This is a genomic window from Jatrophihabitans sp. sgz311053, assembly GCF_056135305.1.
In genome coordinates, this window is record NZ_JBWAXP010000003.1 from 34,873 (window position 1) to 50,574 (window position 15,702).

16 protein-coding genes are annotated in these 15,702 nt (G+C 70.4%); 11 read left to right on the plus strand and 5 right to left on the minus strand.

Going from position 1 to position 15,702, the window contains the following annotated elements; genetic code table 11:
* The first annotated feature begins 5 nt into the window (after positions 1-5).
* From AC0NZQ_RS18105 to AC0NZQ_RS18120, 4 genes are read left to right on the plus strand one after another with little or no spacing between them, the layout of a single operon-like run.
* On the plus strand, positions 6-995 hold the full coding sequence (locus AC0NZQ_RS18105; protein ID WP_474531475.1) for a F0F1 ATP synthase subunit gamma: 990 nt from the start codon (positions 6-8) through the stop codon (positions 993-995).
* Complete coding sequence (atpD, locus tag AC0NZQ_RS18110; RefSeq protein ID WP_474531476.1) at positions 996-2,447, plus strand: F0F1 ATP synthase subunit beta; 1,452 nt, start codon at positions 996-998, stop codon at positions 2,445-2,447.
* Between the two features lie 2 nt (positions 2,448-2,449).
* Complete coding sequence (locus AC0NZQ_RS18115) at positions 2,450-2,836, plus strand: F0F1 ATP synthase subunit epsilon (protein ID WP_474531477.1); 387 nt, start codon at positions 2,450-2,452, stop codon at positions 2,834-2,836.
* A 22-nt stretch (positions 2,837-2,858) separates the two neighbouring features.
* Complete coding sequence (locus AC0NZQ_RS18120; RefSeq protein WP_474531478.1) at positions 2,859-3,263, plus strand: DUF2550 domain-containing protein; 405 nt, start codon at positions 2,859-2,861, stop codon at positions 3,261-3,263.
* Between the two features lie 3 nt (positions 3,264-3,266).
* Here AC0NZQ_RS18120 and AC0NZQ_RS18125 read toward each other — a convergent pair whose 3' ends face one another.
* Complete coding sequence (locus tag AC0NZQ_RS18125) at positions 3,267-3,839, minus strand: cob(I)yrinic acid a,c-diamide adenosyltransferase (RefSeq protein ID WP_474531479.1); 573 nt, start codon at positions 3,837-3,839, stop codon at positions 3,267-3,269.
* Between the two features lie 35 nt (positions 3,840-3,874).
* Here AC0NZQ_RS18125 and murA point away from each other — a divergent pair, with 35 nt between their 5' ends.
* A complete protein-coding gene (gene murA / locus AC0NZQ_RS18130; RefSeq protein WP_474531480.1) occupies positions 3,875-5,182 on the plus strand; it encodes a UDP-N-acetylglucosamine 1-carboxyvinyltransferase in 1,308 nt (435 codons plus the stop codon).
* Positions 5,183-5,186: 4 nt separating this feature from the next.
* Here murA and AC0NZQ_RS18135 read toward each other — a convergent pair whose 3' ends face one another.
* Together AC0NZQ_RS18135 and AC0NZQ_RS18140 are read right to left on the minus strand one after the other, a co-directional pair.
* On the minus strand, positions 5,187-5,963 hold the full coding sequence (locus AC0NZQ_RS18135; RefSeq protein ID WP_474531481.1) for a CDP-alcohol phosphatidyltransferase family protein: 777 nt from the start codon (positions 5,961-5,963) through the stop codon (positions 5,187-5,189).
* Positions 5,964-6,002: 39 nt separating this feature from the next.
* Positions 6,003-6,314: a hypothetical protein gene (locus AC0NZQ_RS18140; protein ID WP_474531482.1), complete on the minus strand. Its 312-nt coding sequence runs from the start codon at positions 6,312-6,314 to the stop codon at positions 6,003-6,005.
* A 139-nt stretch (positions 6,315-6,453) separates the two neighbouring features.
* On the opposite strand from AC0NZQ_RS18140, the gene AC0NZQ_RS18145 reads away from it, so the two are divergent.
* Entirely contained in the window at positions 6,454-8,439 is a 1,986-nt protein-coding gene (locus AC0NZQ_RS18145) for a protein meaA (RefSeq protein WP_474531483.1), read from the plus strand.
* 193 nt (positions 8,440-8,632) lie between these two features.
* Here the strand turns inward: AC0NZQ_RS18145 and AC0NZQ_RS18150 are convergent, their stop codons facing one another.
* On the minus strand, positions 8,633-9,910 hold the full coding sequence (locus AC0NZQ_RS18150) for an alpha/beta hydrolase fold domain-containing protein (protein ID WP_474531484.1): 1,278 nt from the start codon (positions 9,908-9,910) through the stop codon (positions 8,633-8,635).
* A gap of 149 nt (positions 9,911-10,059) precedes the next feature.
* Between AC0NZQ_RS18150 and nucS the strand changes: the two genes are divergently transcribed.
* Both nucS and AC0NZQ_RS18160 read left to right on the plus strand, forming a co-directional pair.
* Positions 10,060-10,719, plus strand: a complete 660-nt coding sequence (gene nucS, locus AC0NZQ_RS18155) for an endonuclease NucS (protein ID WP_474531485.1) — start codon at positions 10,060-10,062, stop codon at positions 10,717-10,719.
* A 75-nt stretch (positions 10,720-10,794) separates the two neighbouring features.
* Entirely contained in the window at positions 10,795-11,136 is a 342-nt protein-coding gene (locus tag AC0NZQ_RS18160) for a hypothetical protein (protein ID WP_474531486.1), read from the plus strand.
* Between the two features lie 6 nt (positions 11,137-11,142).
* Here the strand turns inward: AC0NZQ_RS18160 and AC0NZQ_RS18165 are convergent, their stop codons facing one another.
* Positions 11,143-11,589, minus strand: a complete 447-nt coding sequence (locus AC0NZQ_RS18165; protein WP_474531487.1) for a VOC family protein — start codon at positions 11,587-11,589, stop codon at positions 11,143-11,145.
* Positions 11,590-11,717: 128 nt separating this feature from the next.
* Between AC0NZQ_RS18165 and AC0NZQ_RS18170 the strand changes: the two genes are divergently transcribed.
* The 3 genes from AC0NZQ_RS18170 to AC0NZQ_RS18180 all read left to right on the plus strand — a co-directional run bounded on the left by AC0NZQ_RS18170 (position 11,718) and on the right by AC0NZQ_RS18180 (position 15,647).
* Positions 11,718-12,926: a transglycosylase SLT domain-containing protein gene (locus tag AC0NZQ_RS18170; RefSeq protein WP_474531488.1), complete on the plus strand. Its 1,209-nt coding sequence runs from the start codon at positions 11,718-11,720 to the stop codon at positions 12,924-12,926.
* A gap of 40 nt (positions 12,927-12,966) precedes the next feature.
* Positions 12,967-13,731: an enoyl-CoA hydratase gene (locus AC0NZQ_RS18175; protein ID WP_474531489.1), complete on the plus strand. Its 765-nt coding sequence runs from the start codon at positions 12,967-12,969 to the stop codon at positions 13,729-13,731.
* A 134-nt stretch (positions 13,732-13,865) separates the two neighbouring features.
* Positions 13,866-15,647: a 3-hydroxyacyl-CoA dehydrogenase family protein gene (locus AC0NZQ_RS18180; RefSeq protein ID WP_474531490.1), complete on the plus strand. Its 1,782-nt coding sequence runs from the start codon at positions 13,866-13,868 to the stop codon at positions 15,645-15,647.
* Positions 15,648-15,702: the final 55 nt, after the last annotated feature.

A 15,702-nucleotide genomic window follows, 5' to 3' on the forward strand; every position in this document is an offset into this window, starting at 1 on the left:
GACCTATGGGAGCCCAGCTTCGCGTCTACCGGCGGCGTATCCGCTCGGTCAACTCGACGAAGAAGATCACCAAGGCGATGGAGCTCATCGCCGCGTCGCGCATCGTCAAGGCGCAGGCGCGGATGCGCAGCGCCAAGCCGTATGCCCGTGAGCTGCAGCGCGCGCTCTCGGCGATCACCGGGGAGTCGTCGGTCAAGCACCCGATGCTCACCGGCGTCGAGAACCCGCGTCGGGCCGGCATCCTGCTCGTCACCAGCGACCGGGGTCTGGCCGGTGGTTACAACGCCAACGCCATCCGCCGCGCCAACGAGCTGGCTGCTCAGCTCGAGAGCGACGGCAAGGAGGTCGAGCGTTACGTCATCGGCCGCAAGGGTGCCGCCTACTTCAACTTCCGGCAGATCGACCTGGCCGGGCAGTGGAGTGGCTTCTCCGAGCAGCCCAACTTCGTCGACGCCCGTGGCGCCACCGAGGCTGTCGTCCACGCGCTGACCGCGACCAGCGAGGGCACCGTCCCCGGTGACGCGGACGAGGGCAGGGACGAGCGCCCCGGTATCGACGAGCTGTGGGTCGTCTTCACCCGCTTCGTCAACTCGGTCACGCAGTCGCCGGTCGCGGTCCAGGTCGCACCGGTGCAGAACGCCGACGAGGACGAGGCGCTCGACGACGGCGAGTCCGACTCGTCTCGCGACGGCAAGGACGCCTCGGACAACGACGGCCCGGCCCCGCTGTGGGAGTTCGAGCCCGAGCCGGAGAAGCTGCTCGACTCGCTGCTGCCGCGCTACATCAGCTCGCGCATCTTCTCGGCCCTGCTGGAATCGGCCGCGTCGGAATCGGCCGCCCGGCGGCGCGCGATGAAGTCCGCGAGCGACAATGCAACAGAGCTGATCAAGACCTTCACCCGGCTGGCCAACGAGGCACGCCAGGCCGAGATCACCCAGGAAATCAGCGAGATCGTCGGCGGCGCCGATGCCCTCGCATCAGCAGGGAGCGAATAAATGACCGCCGTTTCAGAAGAGACCGCGACCTCGGGCACCTCGGCTGCGGGCGGGCGCGTCGTCCGCGTCATCGGCCCCGTGGTGGACGTCGAGTTCGGCCGGGACAACATCCCCGAGCTCAACCAGGCGCTCACCACCGAGATCGAGCTCGGTGAGCTCTCCAAGACGCTGACCCTCGAGGTCGCGCAGCACATCGGCGACGACATGGTGCGCACCATCGCACTGCAGCCGACCGACGGCCTGACCCGTGGCGCGCAGGTCACCGACACCGGCTCGCCGATCTCGGTGCCCGTCGGCGACGTCACCAAGGGCCACGTCTTCAACGCCCTCGGCCAGCCGCTCGACGTCACCGAGTCCGAGCTGGACATCAAGGAGCGGTGGCCCATCCACCGTGACCCGCCGCCGTTCGACCAGCTCGAGAGCAAGACCGAGCCGTTCTGGACCGGCATCAAGGTCATCGACCTGCTCACGCCCTACGTGGTCGGCGGCAAGATCGGCCTCTTCGGCGGTGCCGGCGTCGGCAAGACGGTGCTCATCCAGGAGATGATCTACCGCGTCGCCGAGAACTTCGGTGGTGTCTCGGTCTTCGCCGGTGTCGGCGAGCGCACCCGCGAGGGCAACGACCTCATCGTGGAGATGACCGAGTCCGGCGTGCTGGAGAAGACCGCACTCGTCTTCGGCCAGATGGACGAGCCGCCGGGCACGCGCCTGCGTGTCGCGCTCTCGGCCCTGACCATGGCCGAGTACTTCCGCGACGTGCAGAAGCAGGACGTGCTGCTGTTCATCGACAACATCTTCCGGTTCACCCAGGCCGGCTCCGAGGTGTCGACGCTGCTCGGCCGCATGCCCTCGGCCGTGGGTTACCAGCCCACGCTGGCCGACGAGATGGGTCAGCTGCAGGAGCGCATCACCTCCACCCGCGGTCACTCGATCACCTCCATGCAGGCGATCTACGTGCCCGCCGACGACATCACCGACCCGGCGCCGCACACCACCTTCGCCCACCTCGACGCCACCACTACGCTGTCGCGTCCGGTGTCGGAGAAGGGCATCTACCCGGCCGTGGACCCGCTCGACTCGACCTCGCGCATCCTGGACGCCCAGTACATCGGCCAGGAGCACTACGACGTCGCCCAGCGCACCAAGCAGATCCTGCAGCGCTACAAGGAGCTCCAGGACATCATCGCCATCCTCGGTATCGACGAGCTCTCCGAGGAGGACAAGGTCACGGTCAACCGGGCCCGCCGCATCGAGCGCTTCCTGTCGCAGAACACCTTCGTCGCCAAGCAGTTCACCGGTGTCGACGGGTCGTTCGTCCCCGTCGAGGAGACGGTGGACGCGTTCAAGCGTCTCGCCGACGGTGAATTCGACAGCTACCCGGAGCAGGCGTTCTTCATGTGCGGCGGTCTCGAGGACCTCGAGCGCAACGCCGCCGAGCTGAAGAAGGCCTAACCATGGCGACGATGCACGTCGAGCTCGTCTCGATCGAGCAGCCGATCTGGTCCGGAGAGGCGACGGCCGTCTACGGTCGCACCCCCGAGGGCGAGATCGGCATCCTGCCGGGCCACCAGCCGCTGCTGGGCGCGCTCGTGCCCGGCTTCCCGGTACGCATCGAGGCCGAGGACGGCGACACGCTCAGCGTCGCGGTGCACGGAGGTTTCCTCTCGGTGCGGCAGGACGGGGTCTCCGTCCTCGCCGAGCAGGCCGAGATGAGCAACGACATCGACGTCGCGAGGGCCCGCAAGGCGCTCGACTCGGCGGACCCGGACAAGGGCCCGGACGAGGCCGCGGCCCGCGATCGCGCGCTGTCGCGGTTACGCGCCGCCGGCGAGCAGGTCTAGGCACGAAAGACCGAAGACAGCCGTGCACACCGTCGACATCATCGCGGTGTGCACGGCTGTTCTCGTCGTGGTGCTGTTCGTGGCCGTCCTGGCCAGGCAGCGCTACATGCTCCGACTGGCAGGGGCCGTCCCGCTCGCCGTCCTGCGGGGCAACCGCTGGCTCTACGGCATCGGCCGCTATCGCGGCGGTGAGCTGCGCTGGTATCGCGCGCTCGGCATCGGCACCAACCCCTCCCGTGTCCTGCGACAGGGCAGGGTCGAGGTGATCGGACGTCGTGAGCGGCTGCCGTCGGAGGTGAAGTCGCTCCCGCCCACCGCCGTCGTGGTCGAGTGTCGAGCTGAGGGTGAGACTGTTGTGCTCGCACTCGGCGAGGGTGCCTACACGGGTTTCGTCTCGTGGCTGGAGAGCTCCGCGCCGCGCACCTGAGCGTTACCGCTCGCCGCCCGGCTTCCAGAGGACGTCGCCGTCGGGATTGGCGACGCGTCCGAGGATGAAGAGCAGGTCCGAGAGCCGGTTGAGGTAGAGCATCGCCTCGCGGTTGGTGTGCTCCGCATCGGCCTCCCACAGCGCCCAGGCGCAGCGCTCGGCGCGCCGGGCGAGGGTCCGGGCCTGGTTCAGCAGAGCCGCGCCCGGCGTGCCGCCGGGGAGGATGAAGCTGTTGAGCTTGGGCAGGTCGGCGTTGAAGCGGTCGCACCAGCCCTCGAGCCGGGCGGTGTAGGACGGCTCCACCCGCAGCGGCGGGTACTGCGGCTCGGCGACGACCGGGGTGCAGAGATCGGCGCCGACGTCGAAGAGGTCGTTCTGGATCGTTCCGAGCACCTCGACGACCTCCTGCGGCAGGCCGCCGAGGGCCAGGGCCACGCCGATCGCGGAGTTCGTCTCGTCGCAGGCGGCGTAGGCCTCGACGCGGGGATCGGTCTTGCGCACGCGCGACATGTCGCCGAGCGCCGTCGTCCCGTCGTCCCCGGTGCGGGTGTAGATGCGCGTCAGGTGAACGGCCATGCGGCGAGCCTACGGGCGCTGATTACTGTGTCAGGGTGCAGGTTCTGCGAGTGACCGGTGGTGCCCGGCTCGACGGCGATGTCGAGGTCGTCGGCGCCAAGAACAGCGTGCTCAAACTGATGGCGGCGGCGCTGCTGGCGCCGGGGGACACGACGCTGGGCAACCTGCCCGCGATCTCGGACGTCACCATCATGCGCCAGCTGCTCGAGGGCATGGGGTGCACGGTCAGCGAGGCCATCACGGTGCCGCAGGGTGGCGAAGCGGCCACCGACCGCATCACCATCACCACCCCCGACGTGCTGCACCACGAGGCGCCGTACGAGCTGGTGCGCAAGATCCGCGGCTCCATCTGCGTGCTGGGACCGCTGATCGGCCGCACCGGCCGGGCCAAGGTGGCGCTCCCCGGCGGTGACGCCATCGGCACGCGGCCGCTGGACATGCATTTCAGCGGCCTGGAGCGGATGGGCGCCGAGATCAGCATTCAGCACGGCTACGTGGTCGCCGAGGCGCCCAGCCTGCGCGGTGCGTCGATCTGGCTGGACTTCCCGAGTGTCGGCGCCACCGAGAACATCATGACCGCGGCCGTCCTGGCCAAGGGCACGACCGTCATCGACAACGCCGCCCGCGAGCCCGAGATCGTGGACCTCTGCCAGATGCTGGTGGGGATGGGCGCCCAGATCGGTGGTATCGGCACCTCCACGCTGGAGATCACCGGCGTCGACAGCCTGCATGGCACCGTCCACGACGCCGTCCCCGACCGCATCGTCGCCGGCACCTGGGCGATGGCCGCCGTGGCCACCCGCGGCGACGTCACCGTCCGCGGGGCGGTCGCCGACCACCTGCGCATCCTGCTGGACAAGGTCGACCGCGCCGGCGGCGAGGTCGAGGTGCTCCCCGGTGACGCCGCCGGCTTCCGGGTCGTCCAAGCCGAGCGTCCCAAGAGCTTCGACGTGGTGACGCTGCCCTACCCGGGGCTCGCCACGGACTTGCAGCCGCAGGCCATCGCGGCGCTATCGGTGGCCGACGGCACGTCGATGATCACCGAGAACCTCTTCGAGGCGCGCTTCATGTTCTGCGACGAGATCGCGCGCATGGGCGCCGACGTCCGTACCGACGGGCACCACGCCGTGGTCCGGGGGCAGGAGCGGCTCTCCGGTGCGCCGGTCCGCGCCACCGACATCCGCGCCGGCGTCGGGCTCGTCATCGCCGGTCTGGTGGCCGAGGGCGTCACCGAGGTGGCCGAGATCCACCACATCGACCGGGGTTACGTCCGCTTCGAGGAGCAGCTGCGCAGCCTGGGCGCGGACGTCCAGCGGGTCGAATCCGGGGCCTTCGGCAGCTGACCGGCTACGGCTGGGTGGCGAGTGCCTCGTCCTTCGGCTCGGCGACGTGGCGCCGACCACGGAAGTCCTTGACGGTCTTGATCGCCGCGAGCAGCAGGAACCACACGCTGCTGACGAGCAGCACGGCCTGCAGCCAGCCCGGCGTCTCGGGGTAGAGCACCGCGCCGACGATGAGCCCGCCGAGCCACAGGATGGCGGCGACGAAGGTGACGGGGCGCAAGAAGACCGCCCGCATGATGTGCGGATAGGGCATGTTGGTCAGCTGCGCGATCGACAGCGCGATGATGACGGTGGCGCCCACCGCGGCGCTGGCGTTCAGCAGGAGCAGCAGCGGGGCCACCATGTTCCAGGCCGCCGGGAAGCCACGGAAGAAGTTGTCGTCGGTCATCATGTCGTTGCGCGAGAACCAGATGGCCGAGGTGAGCGCCAGCAGGCCGATGACGGCGAGGCCGAAGGCGTTCGATGGCACCAGATCGAACTGGTAGATGAAGGCCGCCGGGACGATGGCGTTCGTGACGAAGTCGATGATGAGATCGAGCACGTAGCCGTTGATCCGCGGCACCCGCTCCTTGACCCCGAGCGCACGCGCGATCGGGCCGTCGACGCCGTCGATGACGATCGTGACCATCAGGTAGATGATCGCCAGGTCGGCACGGCCGTCCAGGACGGCTTGCAGGGCCAGGCAGCCGAAGATGATGCCGACCGTCGTGAACAGGTGGACGGCCCAGGCCTGCCCGCGCTCGGCGCGGGTGCAGGACAACGGCGGATGTGTCGAGTTCACGCCTTGGAGGGTACGGGCACGACCCCGGAGCCTCGCCGGTCAGCTGCCCAGGAGCAGCCGGGCGGCGTCCACGTCGGCGTGGAAGACGAGCACGTCCAGCAGGCCGTCGCGCCGTTTGGACATCGACGAGCGGATCCCGGCCTCCTGCAGCCGGGCGCGCCGCTCCAGGGCCTGCTGCCGGGGCAGCGCCGTCTCGACGACCGAGAGCAGACCCAGGTTCGGTGACTCGGCGGCATCCACCGGGCGGACGATCGGACCCTTGCGCGAGGGCTTGAAGACCCAGCGCAGGATCAGGGCGAGCACCAGAATCACGGCCACGGCGAGGAACATCGCCGACGGATCGTTGCCCATGACCTCCATAGTGCCTCGGCTTGGGTCGCCGCCGCCAAGCCCGGACATGCGAACTCCACCACGTCATGGCGCGCGTGGCGGCCCGGCGACAGTAGGCTCCGACAGTTACCCGTCGGTACGACAGCGAGGTGCTTCTGCCATGCCCTTCCCCTCGGACGACGAGCGCGACCGCCCCTGGCTGATGCGCACCTACGCCGGCCACTCGTCGGCGAAGGAGTCGAACGCCCTCTACCGGCGCAACCTGTCCAAGGGTCAGACGGGCCTCTCCGTCGCCTTCGACCTGCCGACGCAGACCGGCTACGACCCCGACGCGGAGCTGGCCCGCGGCGAGGTGGGCAAGGTCGGCGTCCCGGTGTCGCACATCGGTGACGTGCGGATCCTCTTCGACGAGATCCCCATGGAGCAGATGAACACCTCCATGACGATCAATGCGCCGGCGATGTACATGCTGGCGCTCTACCTCACCGTCGCCGAGGAGCACGGCGCCGACTTCGCCAAGCTGTCGGGCACCACCCAGAACGACATCATCAAGGAGTACCTGTCGCGGGGGACCTACGTCTTCCCGCCGGCGCCCTCGCTGCGGCTGATCACCGACATGATCGCCTACACGGTGGCGAACGTGCCGAAGTGGAACCCCATCAACGTCTGCAGCTACCACCTGCAGGAGGCCGGGGCGACGCCGGTGCAGGAGGTCGCCTTCGCCCTCTGTACCGCCATCGCCGTGCTGGACTCGGTGAAGGCGTCCGGCCAGGTGCCCGAGGAGAAGTTCGGCGACGTCGTCGCCCGGATCAGCTTCTTCGTCAACGCCGGCGTGCGCTTCGTCGAGGAGATGTGCAAGCTGCGGGCCTTCGGCCAGCTCTGGGACGAGATCACCCGCGAGCGCTACGGCGTCGAGAATCCCAAGCACCGTCGCTTCCGTTACGGCGTGCAGGTCAACTCGCTCGGCCTCACCGAGGCGCAGCCGGAGAACAACGTCTACCGCATCCTGCTCGAGATGCTCGCGGTCACTATGAGCAAGGACGCCCGCGCCCGCGCCGTCCAGCTGCCGGCCTGGAACGAGGCCCTCGGCCTGCCGCGTGCCTGGGACCAGCAATGGTCGCTGCGCATGCAGCAGGTGCTCGCCTTCGAGTCCGACCTGCTCGAGTACGACGACCTCTTCGCCGGCTCGCACGTGGTCGAGGCCAAGGTCGGCGAGATCAAGGACGGCGCCCGCGCCGAGATCGACAAGATCCTGGAGATGGGCGGCGCCGTGGAGGCCGTCGAGTCGGGGTACCTGAAGTCCGAGCTGGTCTCCTCGCTCGCCCGCCGGCGGCGTCGCATCGAGGCGGGCGAGGACGTCGTGGTCGGCGTCAACAAGTACACCGAGACCGAGCCGAACCCGCTGCAGGGCTCGGAGGACGGCGGCATCCTCACCGTCGACAAGGCCGTCGAGCAGTCGGCCAAGGACGCGCTGGCGCAGTGGAAGTCCGGCCGGGACGCCGCCGCCGTGGACGACGCGCTGCGGTTGCTGCGCGACGCGGCCAAGACCGACGAGAACCTCATGACCGCCTCGCTGACCTGCGCGAAGGTCGGCGTCACCGTCGGCGAGTGGGCCGGCGTGCTGCGCGAGGTCTTCGGCGAGTACCGCCCGCCGACGGGTGTCGCCGCGGCCAGCGGTGGCGGCCACGAGGGGTCGCTGGCCGAGGTGCAGGGACGCGTCAAGGCGCTCGGTGAGCAGCTGGGCCGGCCGCTGAAGTTCCTGGTCGGCAAGCCCGGCCTGGACGGCCACTCCAACGGCGCCGAGCAGATCGCGGTCCGCGCCCGCGACGCCGGTTTCGAGGTCGTCTACTCCGGCATCCGGTTGACGCCCAAGCAGATCGTCTCGGCCGCGGTGGAGGAGGACGTCGACGTGGTCGGCCTGTCGATCCTCTCCGGGTCGCACTTGTCCGCGGTGCCCGACGTCCTGGCCGGGCTCAGGGAAGCCGGGCTCGACGACGTCCCGGTCATCGCCGGCGGCATCATCCCGGAGGTCGACGCGGTCGAGCTGCGCGATCAGGGGGTGGCGCGGGTCTTCACGCCCAAGGACTTCGAGATCACCCAGATGCTCGGCCAGATCGTCGACGCCATCGAGGAGGCGCGGGGCTGATCGGCGCTCGCCGTCAGGAGCCGGCGCTGACGCGGCGGGCGGCCCTCGTCTGTCTGACCAGCTCCCGGTTGGCCCGGGACCACGCCGACCAGCTGCGCCAGCCCGATGCCGCGACGAGCAACGCCGAGCGCCCCGGCGCCTCCGCGATCTCCGGAGACGCGTGGGCCCACGGCCCCTCCGGCATGTGGGCTGGTCAGCCGCGGACGGTGACGACCGCCGTGCGCGGCTGGATGGTGGCCGAGCCGCCGTAGCGGACGGTGAGCCGTCCGGAGCCGCGCGGCACCGTCACGGTGACGACACCGCGTGACAGCGTGCGACGCAGGATCCGGCCGCCCACCGCGACGGTGACCCGTCCGGTGACCCGGGTCGGATCGGTGGGGCGGACCTGTGCCCGCACCGTCACCCGGCGTGCGCCGCGGACCTGCTGGGTGATGCGCAGCCGGGCGAGCGCCGGTGCGCTGGCCACCGACGTCCGCTGCCGGACGAAGGCGAGCATCGCCGCCTGCCGGGCGCCGCCGTCGAGCGCGACCCGCTGATCATGACCGAGACCGGGGACGAGGGTCAGTGACCCGCCGATGTTCCGGCGGTCGAGCTGGCTGCGGAACGCTCGCGCCATCTGCGGCAGCACGGTGCGGTCGGCCAGTCCCTGGAACATCATCACGGCCGGGTCGTGTGGCGAGACGGCGTTGATGACGTCCATGTTCCGCCAGATCGCCCGGCAGGCGGGCAGGGAGCGGGAGCCGAACGGGCAGCCGGCGGCGTTTCGGGCGTGGCCGGCGAGCCGCCGGGCCGAGAGTGGCAGCGCGCGGTCGAGCCGGAGCGCGGCGGTGTCCCAGAGGGCCGAGGGCTGCACGACCCCCGAGACCGACACGATCGCCCGGATGCCGTTGCCGCCGTCGCCGGCCAAGCCGGCGGCCAGGGCCAGGTTGCCCCCGGCACTGTTGCCGAGGAGGGCGCCCCGGTCGGGATCGATGCCGAAGGCCGCCGCATGCGCGCGGATCCAGCGCAGGGCAGTGAGGATGTCGTGTCGCTGGTCGAGCCAGGTGACGCTCCGGCTGTCGGCGGTCGCGCTCACCAGCCGGTACTCGAGGTTGAAGACCGGATAGCCGTGCGAGCTGAAGATCCCGACCGCGGGCTCCAGCTCGGCCGGGCTCCCCTTGTACCAGGACCCGCCGTGGATCATGGCGATCCAGGGGCGACCGGTCGGCCCCGGCCGCCAGGTCGCGATCAGCCGCTGGTGGGCGTCTCCGGTCCCGGCGTAGCCGTAGCTCGCCACCCGGTCACCCGCCGGGATCGTCGTCACCGCGGTCGCCGAGGCGGACGGGGTGGCTGTCACGGTGGGGGCATCCGCCGCCCTGGCTGCGCCGGTGGGGCGTCCGCCGCGGTCCACGACGATCTGGTCGGTGAGGAGCAGCGCAGCGATGGCGGCGAGACCGACGACGGCCTGCAGCAGCCGGCGGTGACGTGGCACGGTTCCCCCCATCGTCCTGACGCGCTCTCCGCTCCGGAACATCGGCGTCGGCGAGCAGAAGATAAGCCCCGCGACCTGGCAGGTGGGGGAGGACTTCTCAGTCCGGTCTCGGCGGGTCGGTCACGGTCGCAGCGGTAACCTCGCCAACCGTGCGTCTCGTCATTGCCCGCTGCAGCGTCGACTATGTCGGCCGGCTGACCGCCCATCTCCCGCTCGCCACCCGCCTGCTGGTCGTGAAGGCCGACGGTTCGGTGCTGGTGCACTCCGACGGTGGCTCCTACAAGCCGCTGAACTGGATGAGCCCGCCCTGCTCGCTCGTGGTCGCCGACGACACGTGGACGGTGACCAACAAGGCGGGGGAGAAGCTGATCGTCACGCTCGCCGAGGTGCTCCACGACTCGTCCCACGAGCTCGGCGTGGACCCCGGCCTGGTGAAGGACGGCGTCGAGGCGCATCTGCAGAAGCTGCTGGCCGAACACATCCACACCCTCGGCGAGGGGTACCGGCTGGTGCGTCGCGAGTTCCCGACGCCGATCGGTCCGGTCGACCTGCTGGCCCGCGACGAGGCCGGTGTCGCGGTCGCCGTCGAGATCAAGCGTCGCGGCGAGATCGACGGCGTGGAACAGCTGACGCGCTACCTCGATCTGCTCAACCGCGATCCGCTGCTCGCGCCGGTCCAGGGCGTCTTCGCTGCCCAGGAGATCAAGCCGCAGGCCCGGACGCTCGCCGAGGACCGGGGAATCCGGTGCCTCGTGCTCGACTACGACGAGCTGCGAGGGATCGACAATCGCGAGGACAGGCTCTTCTGAGGCACGCCGGCGCGGTTGTCCACAGGCCCGGGCGAGGCGCTGGCGGGTCGTCCCGCGCCCACCTAGTGTGGGCCCGTGACCAGCGACCGCCACCTCGATCTCCGGGTGTCCCGGCTCGAGAACGACGTCGACGCCATCTACGAGATGCTCACCGAGTTCCGCGCAACGCAGCTCGAGCACTCCCGCCGGTTCGATGCGGTGGACCGTCGCCTCGATTCCATGGATGGTCGTCTGGATTCCATGGATGGTCGTCTGGATTCCATGGATGGTCGTCTGGATTCCATGGGCGGTCGTCTGGACTCCATGGACAGTCGCTTCGACGCGATGGACAGTCGCTTCGACGCGATGGACAGTCGCTTCGACGCGGTGGAGACGACCCTCACCGAGGTGCTGCGGCGACTGCCCGAGCCTTCCTGACGTTGCTCACGAGCTGAAGTCGGGGAGCAGGATGCTGCCCTCGGGCGTGATCTCGAAGCCGGGGTTCCAGGCGATCTCCCACGGGTGTCCGTCCGAGTCCAGGAAGGCTCCGGCGTACCCGCCGTAGAAGGTGTCAGCCGGCGAGCGCGTGACGGTGGCGCCTGCGTCCCGGGCGGTGGCCACGATCTCGTCGACCTCCGCCCGGCTGCGGACGTTGTGGGCGAGCGAGATGCCACCGAACCCGTCGGCCCTGTCATCGGCGACGTCGTCGGCGCCGAGACCCAGATCGGCGGCGAGCTTCTCGCGCGACCAGAGCGTCACCACCAGACCGCCGGTCTGGAAGAAGACCGTCTCCTGGACCTCCTGGCCGCGCCACCCGAGGGCTCGGTAAAAGGCGACAGCGCGGGCGAGGTCGGAGACGCCGAGGGTGACGAGGCTGAGACGCTGCTCCATTCCCGTCACGATAGGCGCGGAGGCTGACAAGCCCGGTGAAACGGCCCTTCGCGACTCTGCGGACACCGGTTTAGTGACCCACGTCTCGCGGGCATCAGCAGAGCTGACGAGAACGGCCGGTGATTGTCATGTCCCACCACGACGGTGACCCCAGCGCGCCCGCGCATGCCCCCATCAAGATCAAGCTGCCTGCCGGTGTAGGTCGCTTCGGTTTGAGTTCCCGCACGCTGACCGTGGCCGGTGCGGGGGCTGTCGCCGTCGTCATGGTCACCGCGGCGGTGGCGTTGGCCGCGTCGGGCGGAGATAAGCCGGCGGAGGCGAGCGCCAGGTCGGTCGCCCAGGACAACAGTTATCGGATCCCGGTCGGGGAGCTCCTGGAGAACGGTTCGCTGCCCCGACCGGCGCTGCAGGGCGACCAGAGCGACAAGGGTGTCCCGGCCGGCACCGCGCCGCGGCCCACGACCCCGGTCAGCACGCCGGGCACGGCCGGCCAGATCGCGACCTACAGTGGCGCCGCCGGGACCCTGACGCCGGCCGGCATCGCCACCCTGGCGATCAAGGCGGGGTGTTCGGCCTCCTCGGCTGTCATCGCGACCGCCGTGGCCATCGCCGAGTCCGGGGGGAGCCCGGCCGCGCAGGGCGACACCACGCTGATGGACGCCACGTGGGACTGGTCGGCGGGTCTCTGGCAGATCCGGGGCCTGAAGTCGCAGCGGGGCACCGGGCAGCTGCGGGACTCGGTCGCCAACCACAACCCGGCCAGCAACGCGGCCGCAATGTTCGCCATCTCCAGCGGCTGCGCCGACTGGCAGCCCTGGACGACCTACACCCGGGGCACGTACCGCGCCTTCCTGGAGGTGGCCCGGCAGGCCGTCGCCTACGTCGAGCGGTACCGCCGCAGTCATGACGGTGCCCTGCCGCCAGTCGCTGCCCCGGATCCTGACGCTCCGGTCCCCGCCGGTGGCGGCGCCAACGGAGCAGCAGACGGCGGGACGAGCGGTGCCGTGGGCACTGGCGGGACGAGTGCGGCGCCGGGACGCGGCAGCTCACGGTCGGCGGCCCCGGCCGGCGGCCGGCCGTCGCGCCCGTCCTCCGGCGGCAGCCGTGCCCCCGGCGCGCCGTCGTCCGGCTCGTCCCCGAGCGGCACGACCGCGCCGACCAGCCGGCCGACGCAGCTCCCCACCCGGCTGCCGACGCTGCTGCCCACCACGCTGCCCACCAAGCTGCCGACGCTGCTGCCGACGAAGCTCCCCACGAAGCTGCCGACCAAGCTGCCGACGCTCCTGCCGACGAAGCTGCCCACGCTGCTGCCCACCAAGCTGCCGATCCTCGGCTGAGCCCGGCCGTGCTCACCGGCGGTCTGAGAGGATCGCCGCCATGCCCCTGGTCACCGTCGACACCGTCGACCACGCCGGCGCCGCCGGGATCCGTCTGCTCACCCTCAACGACCCGGACCGTCGCAACGCGATGTCGCCCGAGCTGCAGGTGGCGTTGAGCGCTGCCGTCGCACAGGTCGCTGCGGACGAGCAGGCCCGCGTGCTCGTCGTCACCGGCGCCGGCCCGGCCTTCAGCGCCGGGGCCGACCTGCCCGCTGTCTTCGGCGGAGCCGACGAGCTGCCGGTGGCTGCCATCCGGGAACGGCTGCGCGCGATCTACGACAGCTTCCTGCGCGTGCGGCGCCTGGAGATCCCGACCATCGCCGCCGTCAACGGCGCCGCCGTCGGCGCCGGCGTGAATCTCGCGATGTGCTGCGACGTGCGCGTCGCCGGTCCGCGGGCCCGCTTCGGCATCACCTTCACCAAGCTCGGCCTGCACCCCGGTGGCGGCTGCACCTGGTTCCTGACGCAGACCCTCGGCCGCCAGCGCGCCATGGCCATCGTCATGGGCGCCGAGATGCTCGGCGCGGACGAGGCCCGTGAGCTCGGCCTGGTCCTGGAGGTGGCCGACGATCCGCTGGCCGCCGCGCTCGACCGGGCGGCGACGTGGGCGGCCGTCGCCCCCGGTCTGGCCCGCGACATCAAGCGCGCCGTCGGGATCGCCGAGCGCGGCGACTTCGAGGCATCGCTGGACTTCGAGGCGTGGGCGCAGGCGGCCTCCACCGACAGCCCGCAGCTGGCCGAGGCCATCGCCCGCTTCAGCTGAGCCGGAGAGCGGCGGCGTGAGATCGGTCCCGACGACGCGTCCTGCCGCGCCGCGAGGGGCCCACGCGCGTTACGGTGCTCCGGTTCGGCGTGGCCAGTGCGCGCGCTCCCGTCAGCAGGAGGCTTGATTTCTACATGGCACGTGAGTTCCAGCAGGTCGGTGTGGTCGGGCTCGGCACGATGGGTGCCGGCATCGTGGAGGTCTTCGCCCGCAACGGGCTCGCCGTCGTCGCGGTCGAGAAGGACGACGCCGCGCTCGAGCGCGGCCGCGGTCATCTGGAGGGCTCCACCGGCCGCGCCGTCGCCCGCGGCAAGCTGAGCGAGGCCGACCAGCAGACGCTTCTCGGCCAGGTCGAGTTCACCACCGACCTCGCCGCCCTGGCCGAGGCCGACCTCGTCGTCGAGGCGGTGCCGGAGCAGCTCGAGCTCAAGCGGCAGATCTTCAGCGCCCTGGACGGCATCTGCAAGCCCGAGACCATCCTCGCCAGCAACACCTCGTCGCTGTCCATCACCGAGATCGCGGTCGCCACGGGCCGCCCCGGCAAGGTCGTCGGCATGCACTTCTTCAACCCGGCGCCGGTCATGAAGCTCGTGGAGGTCATCCGCTCGGTCGTCACCGAGCAGGAGGTCATCGACGACGTGGAGGCGCTGGTGCAGCGGCTGGCGAAGGTCGACGTCACCGTCGGCGACCGCGCCGGCTTCATCGCCAACGCGCTGCTCTTCGGCTACCTGAACCACGCCGTGTCGCTCTACGAGACGAACTACGCCAGCCGCGAGGACGTCGACGCCGCCATGAAGCTGGGCTGCGGCCTGCCGATGGGCCCGCTGGCGCTGCTTGATCTCATCGGCCTGGACACCGCCTACGAGATCCTCGACACCATGTACGCGCAGTCGCGCGACCGGCTGCACGCGCCGCGCCCGATCTTCAAGCAGATGATCACCGCGGGGCTACTGGGCCGGAAGTCCGGCAAGGGTTTCTACACCTACGAGAAGCCCGGCTCGCCCGTCGTCGTCGACGATGCGCTGACGCCGTCGGCGACCCTGGACACCAGCGACGTCCGGACCGTCGAGAAGGTCGGCGTGGTGGGCTCGGGCACCATGGCCAGCGGCATCATCCAGGTCTTCGCCCAGGCCGGGTACGACGTCACCTTCGTCGCCCGCAGCCAGGCCAAGATCGACGGCGTCATCGCCGGCATTACCAAGGGCCTGGACAAGCAGATCGCCCGCGGCAAGATGGACGAGGGCAAGCGCGACGCCATCCTCGGCAAGATCACCGGGGCGGGTTCGCTGGACGCGCTGGGCGATGTCGACCTCGTGGTCGAGGCCATCGCCGAGGACCTCGCCGTCAAGGAGGCGACTTTCGGCGCCCTGGACGAGATCTGCAAGCCGGGCGCGATCCTGGCGACCACGACCTCCTCGCTGCCGGTCATCGCCATCGCCGCCGCCACCTCCCGGCCGCAGGACGTCATCGGGATGCACTTCTTCAACCCCGCCGCGATCATGAAGCTGGTCGAGGTCGTCACCACCGTCTCGACCGCGCCCGACGTGGAGGCGACGGTCCTGGCCGTCACCACCAACATCAAGAAGCACCCGGTCCGCTGTGGGGACCGCGCCGGCTTCATCGTCAACACGCTGCTCTTCCCGTACCTCAACGATGCGGTCAAGATGCTCGAGGGCCACTACGCGACGGCCGACGACATCGACGCCGCCATGAAGGTCGGCTGCGGTTACCCGATGGGGCCGTTCGAGCTGCTCGACGTCGTGGGCAACGACGTCTCGCTCGCCATCCAGAAGGAGCTCTTCCGCGAGTTCCGCGACCCCGGCTTCGCGCCGGCGCCGCTGCTGGAGCAGATCGTCACGGCGGGCCGGCTCGGTCGCAAGACCGGCAAGGGCTTCCGGGACTACGCGTCCCGCTGACCCGATCGTGGACCGACACGCCGACATGTTCGGCGTGTCGGTCCACAATCGGCAG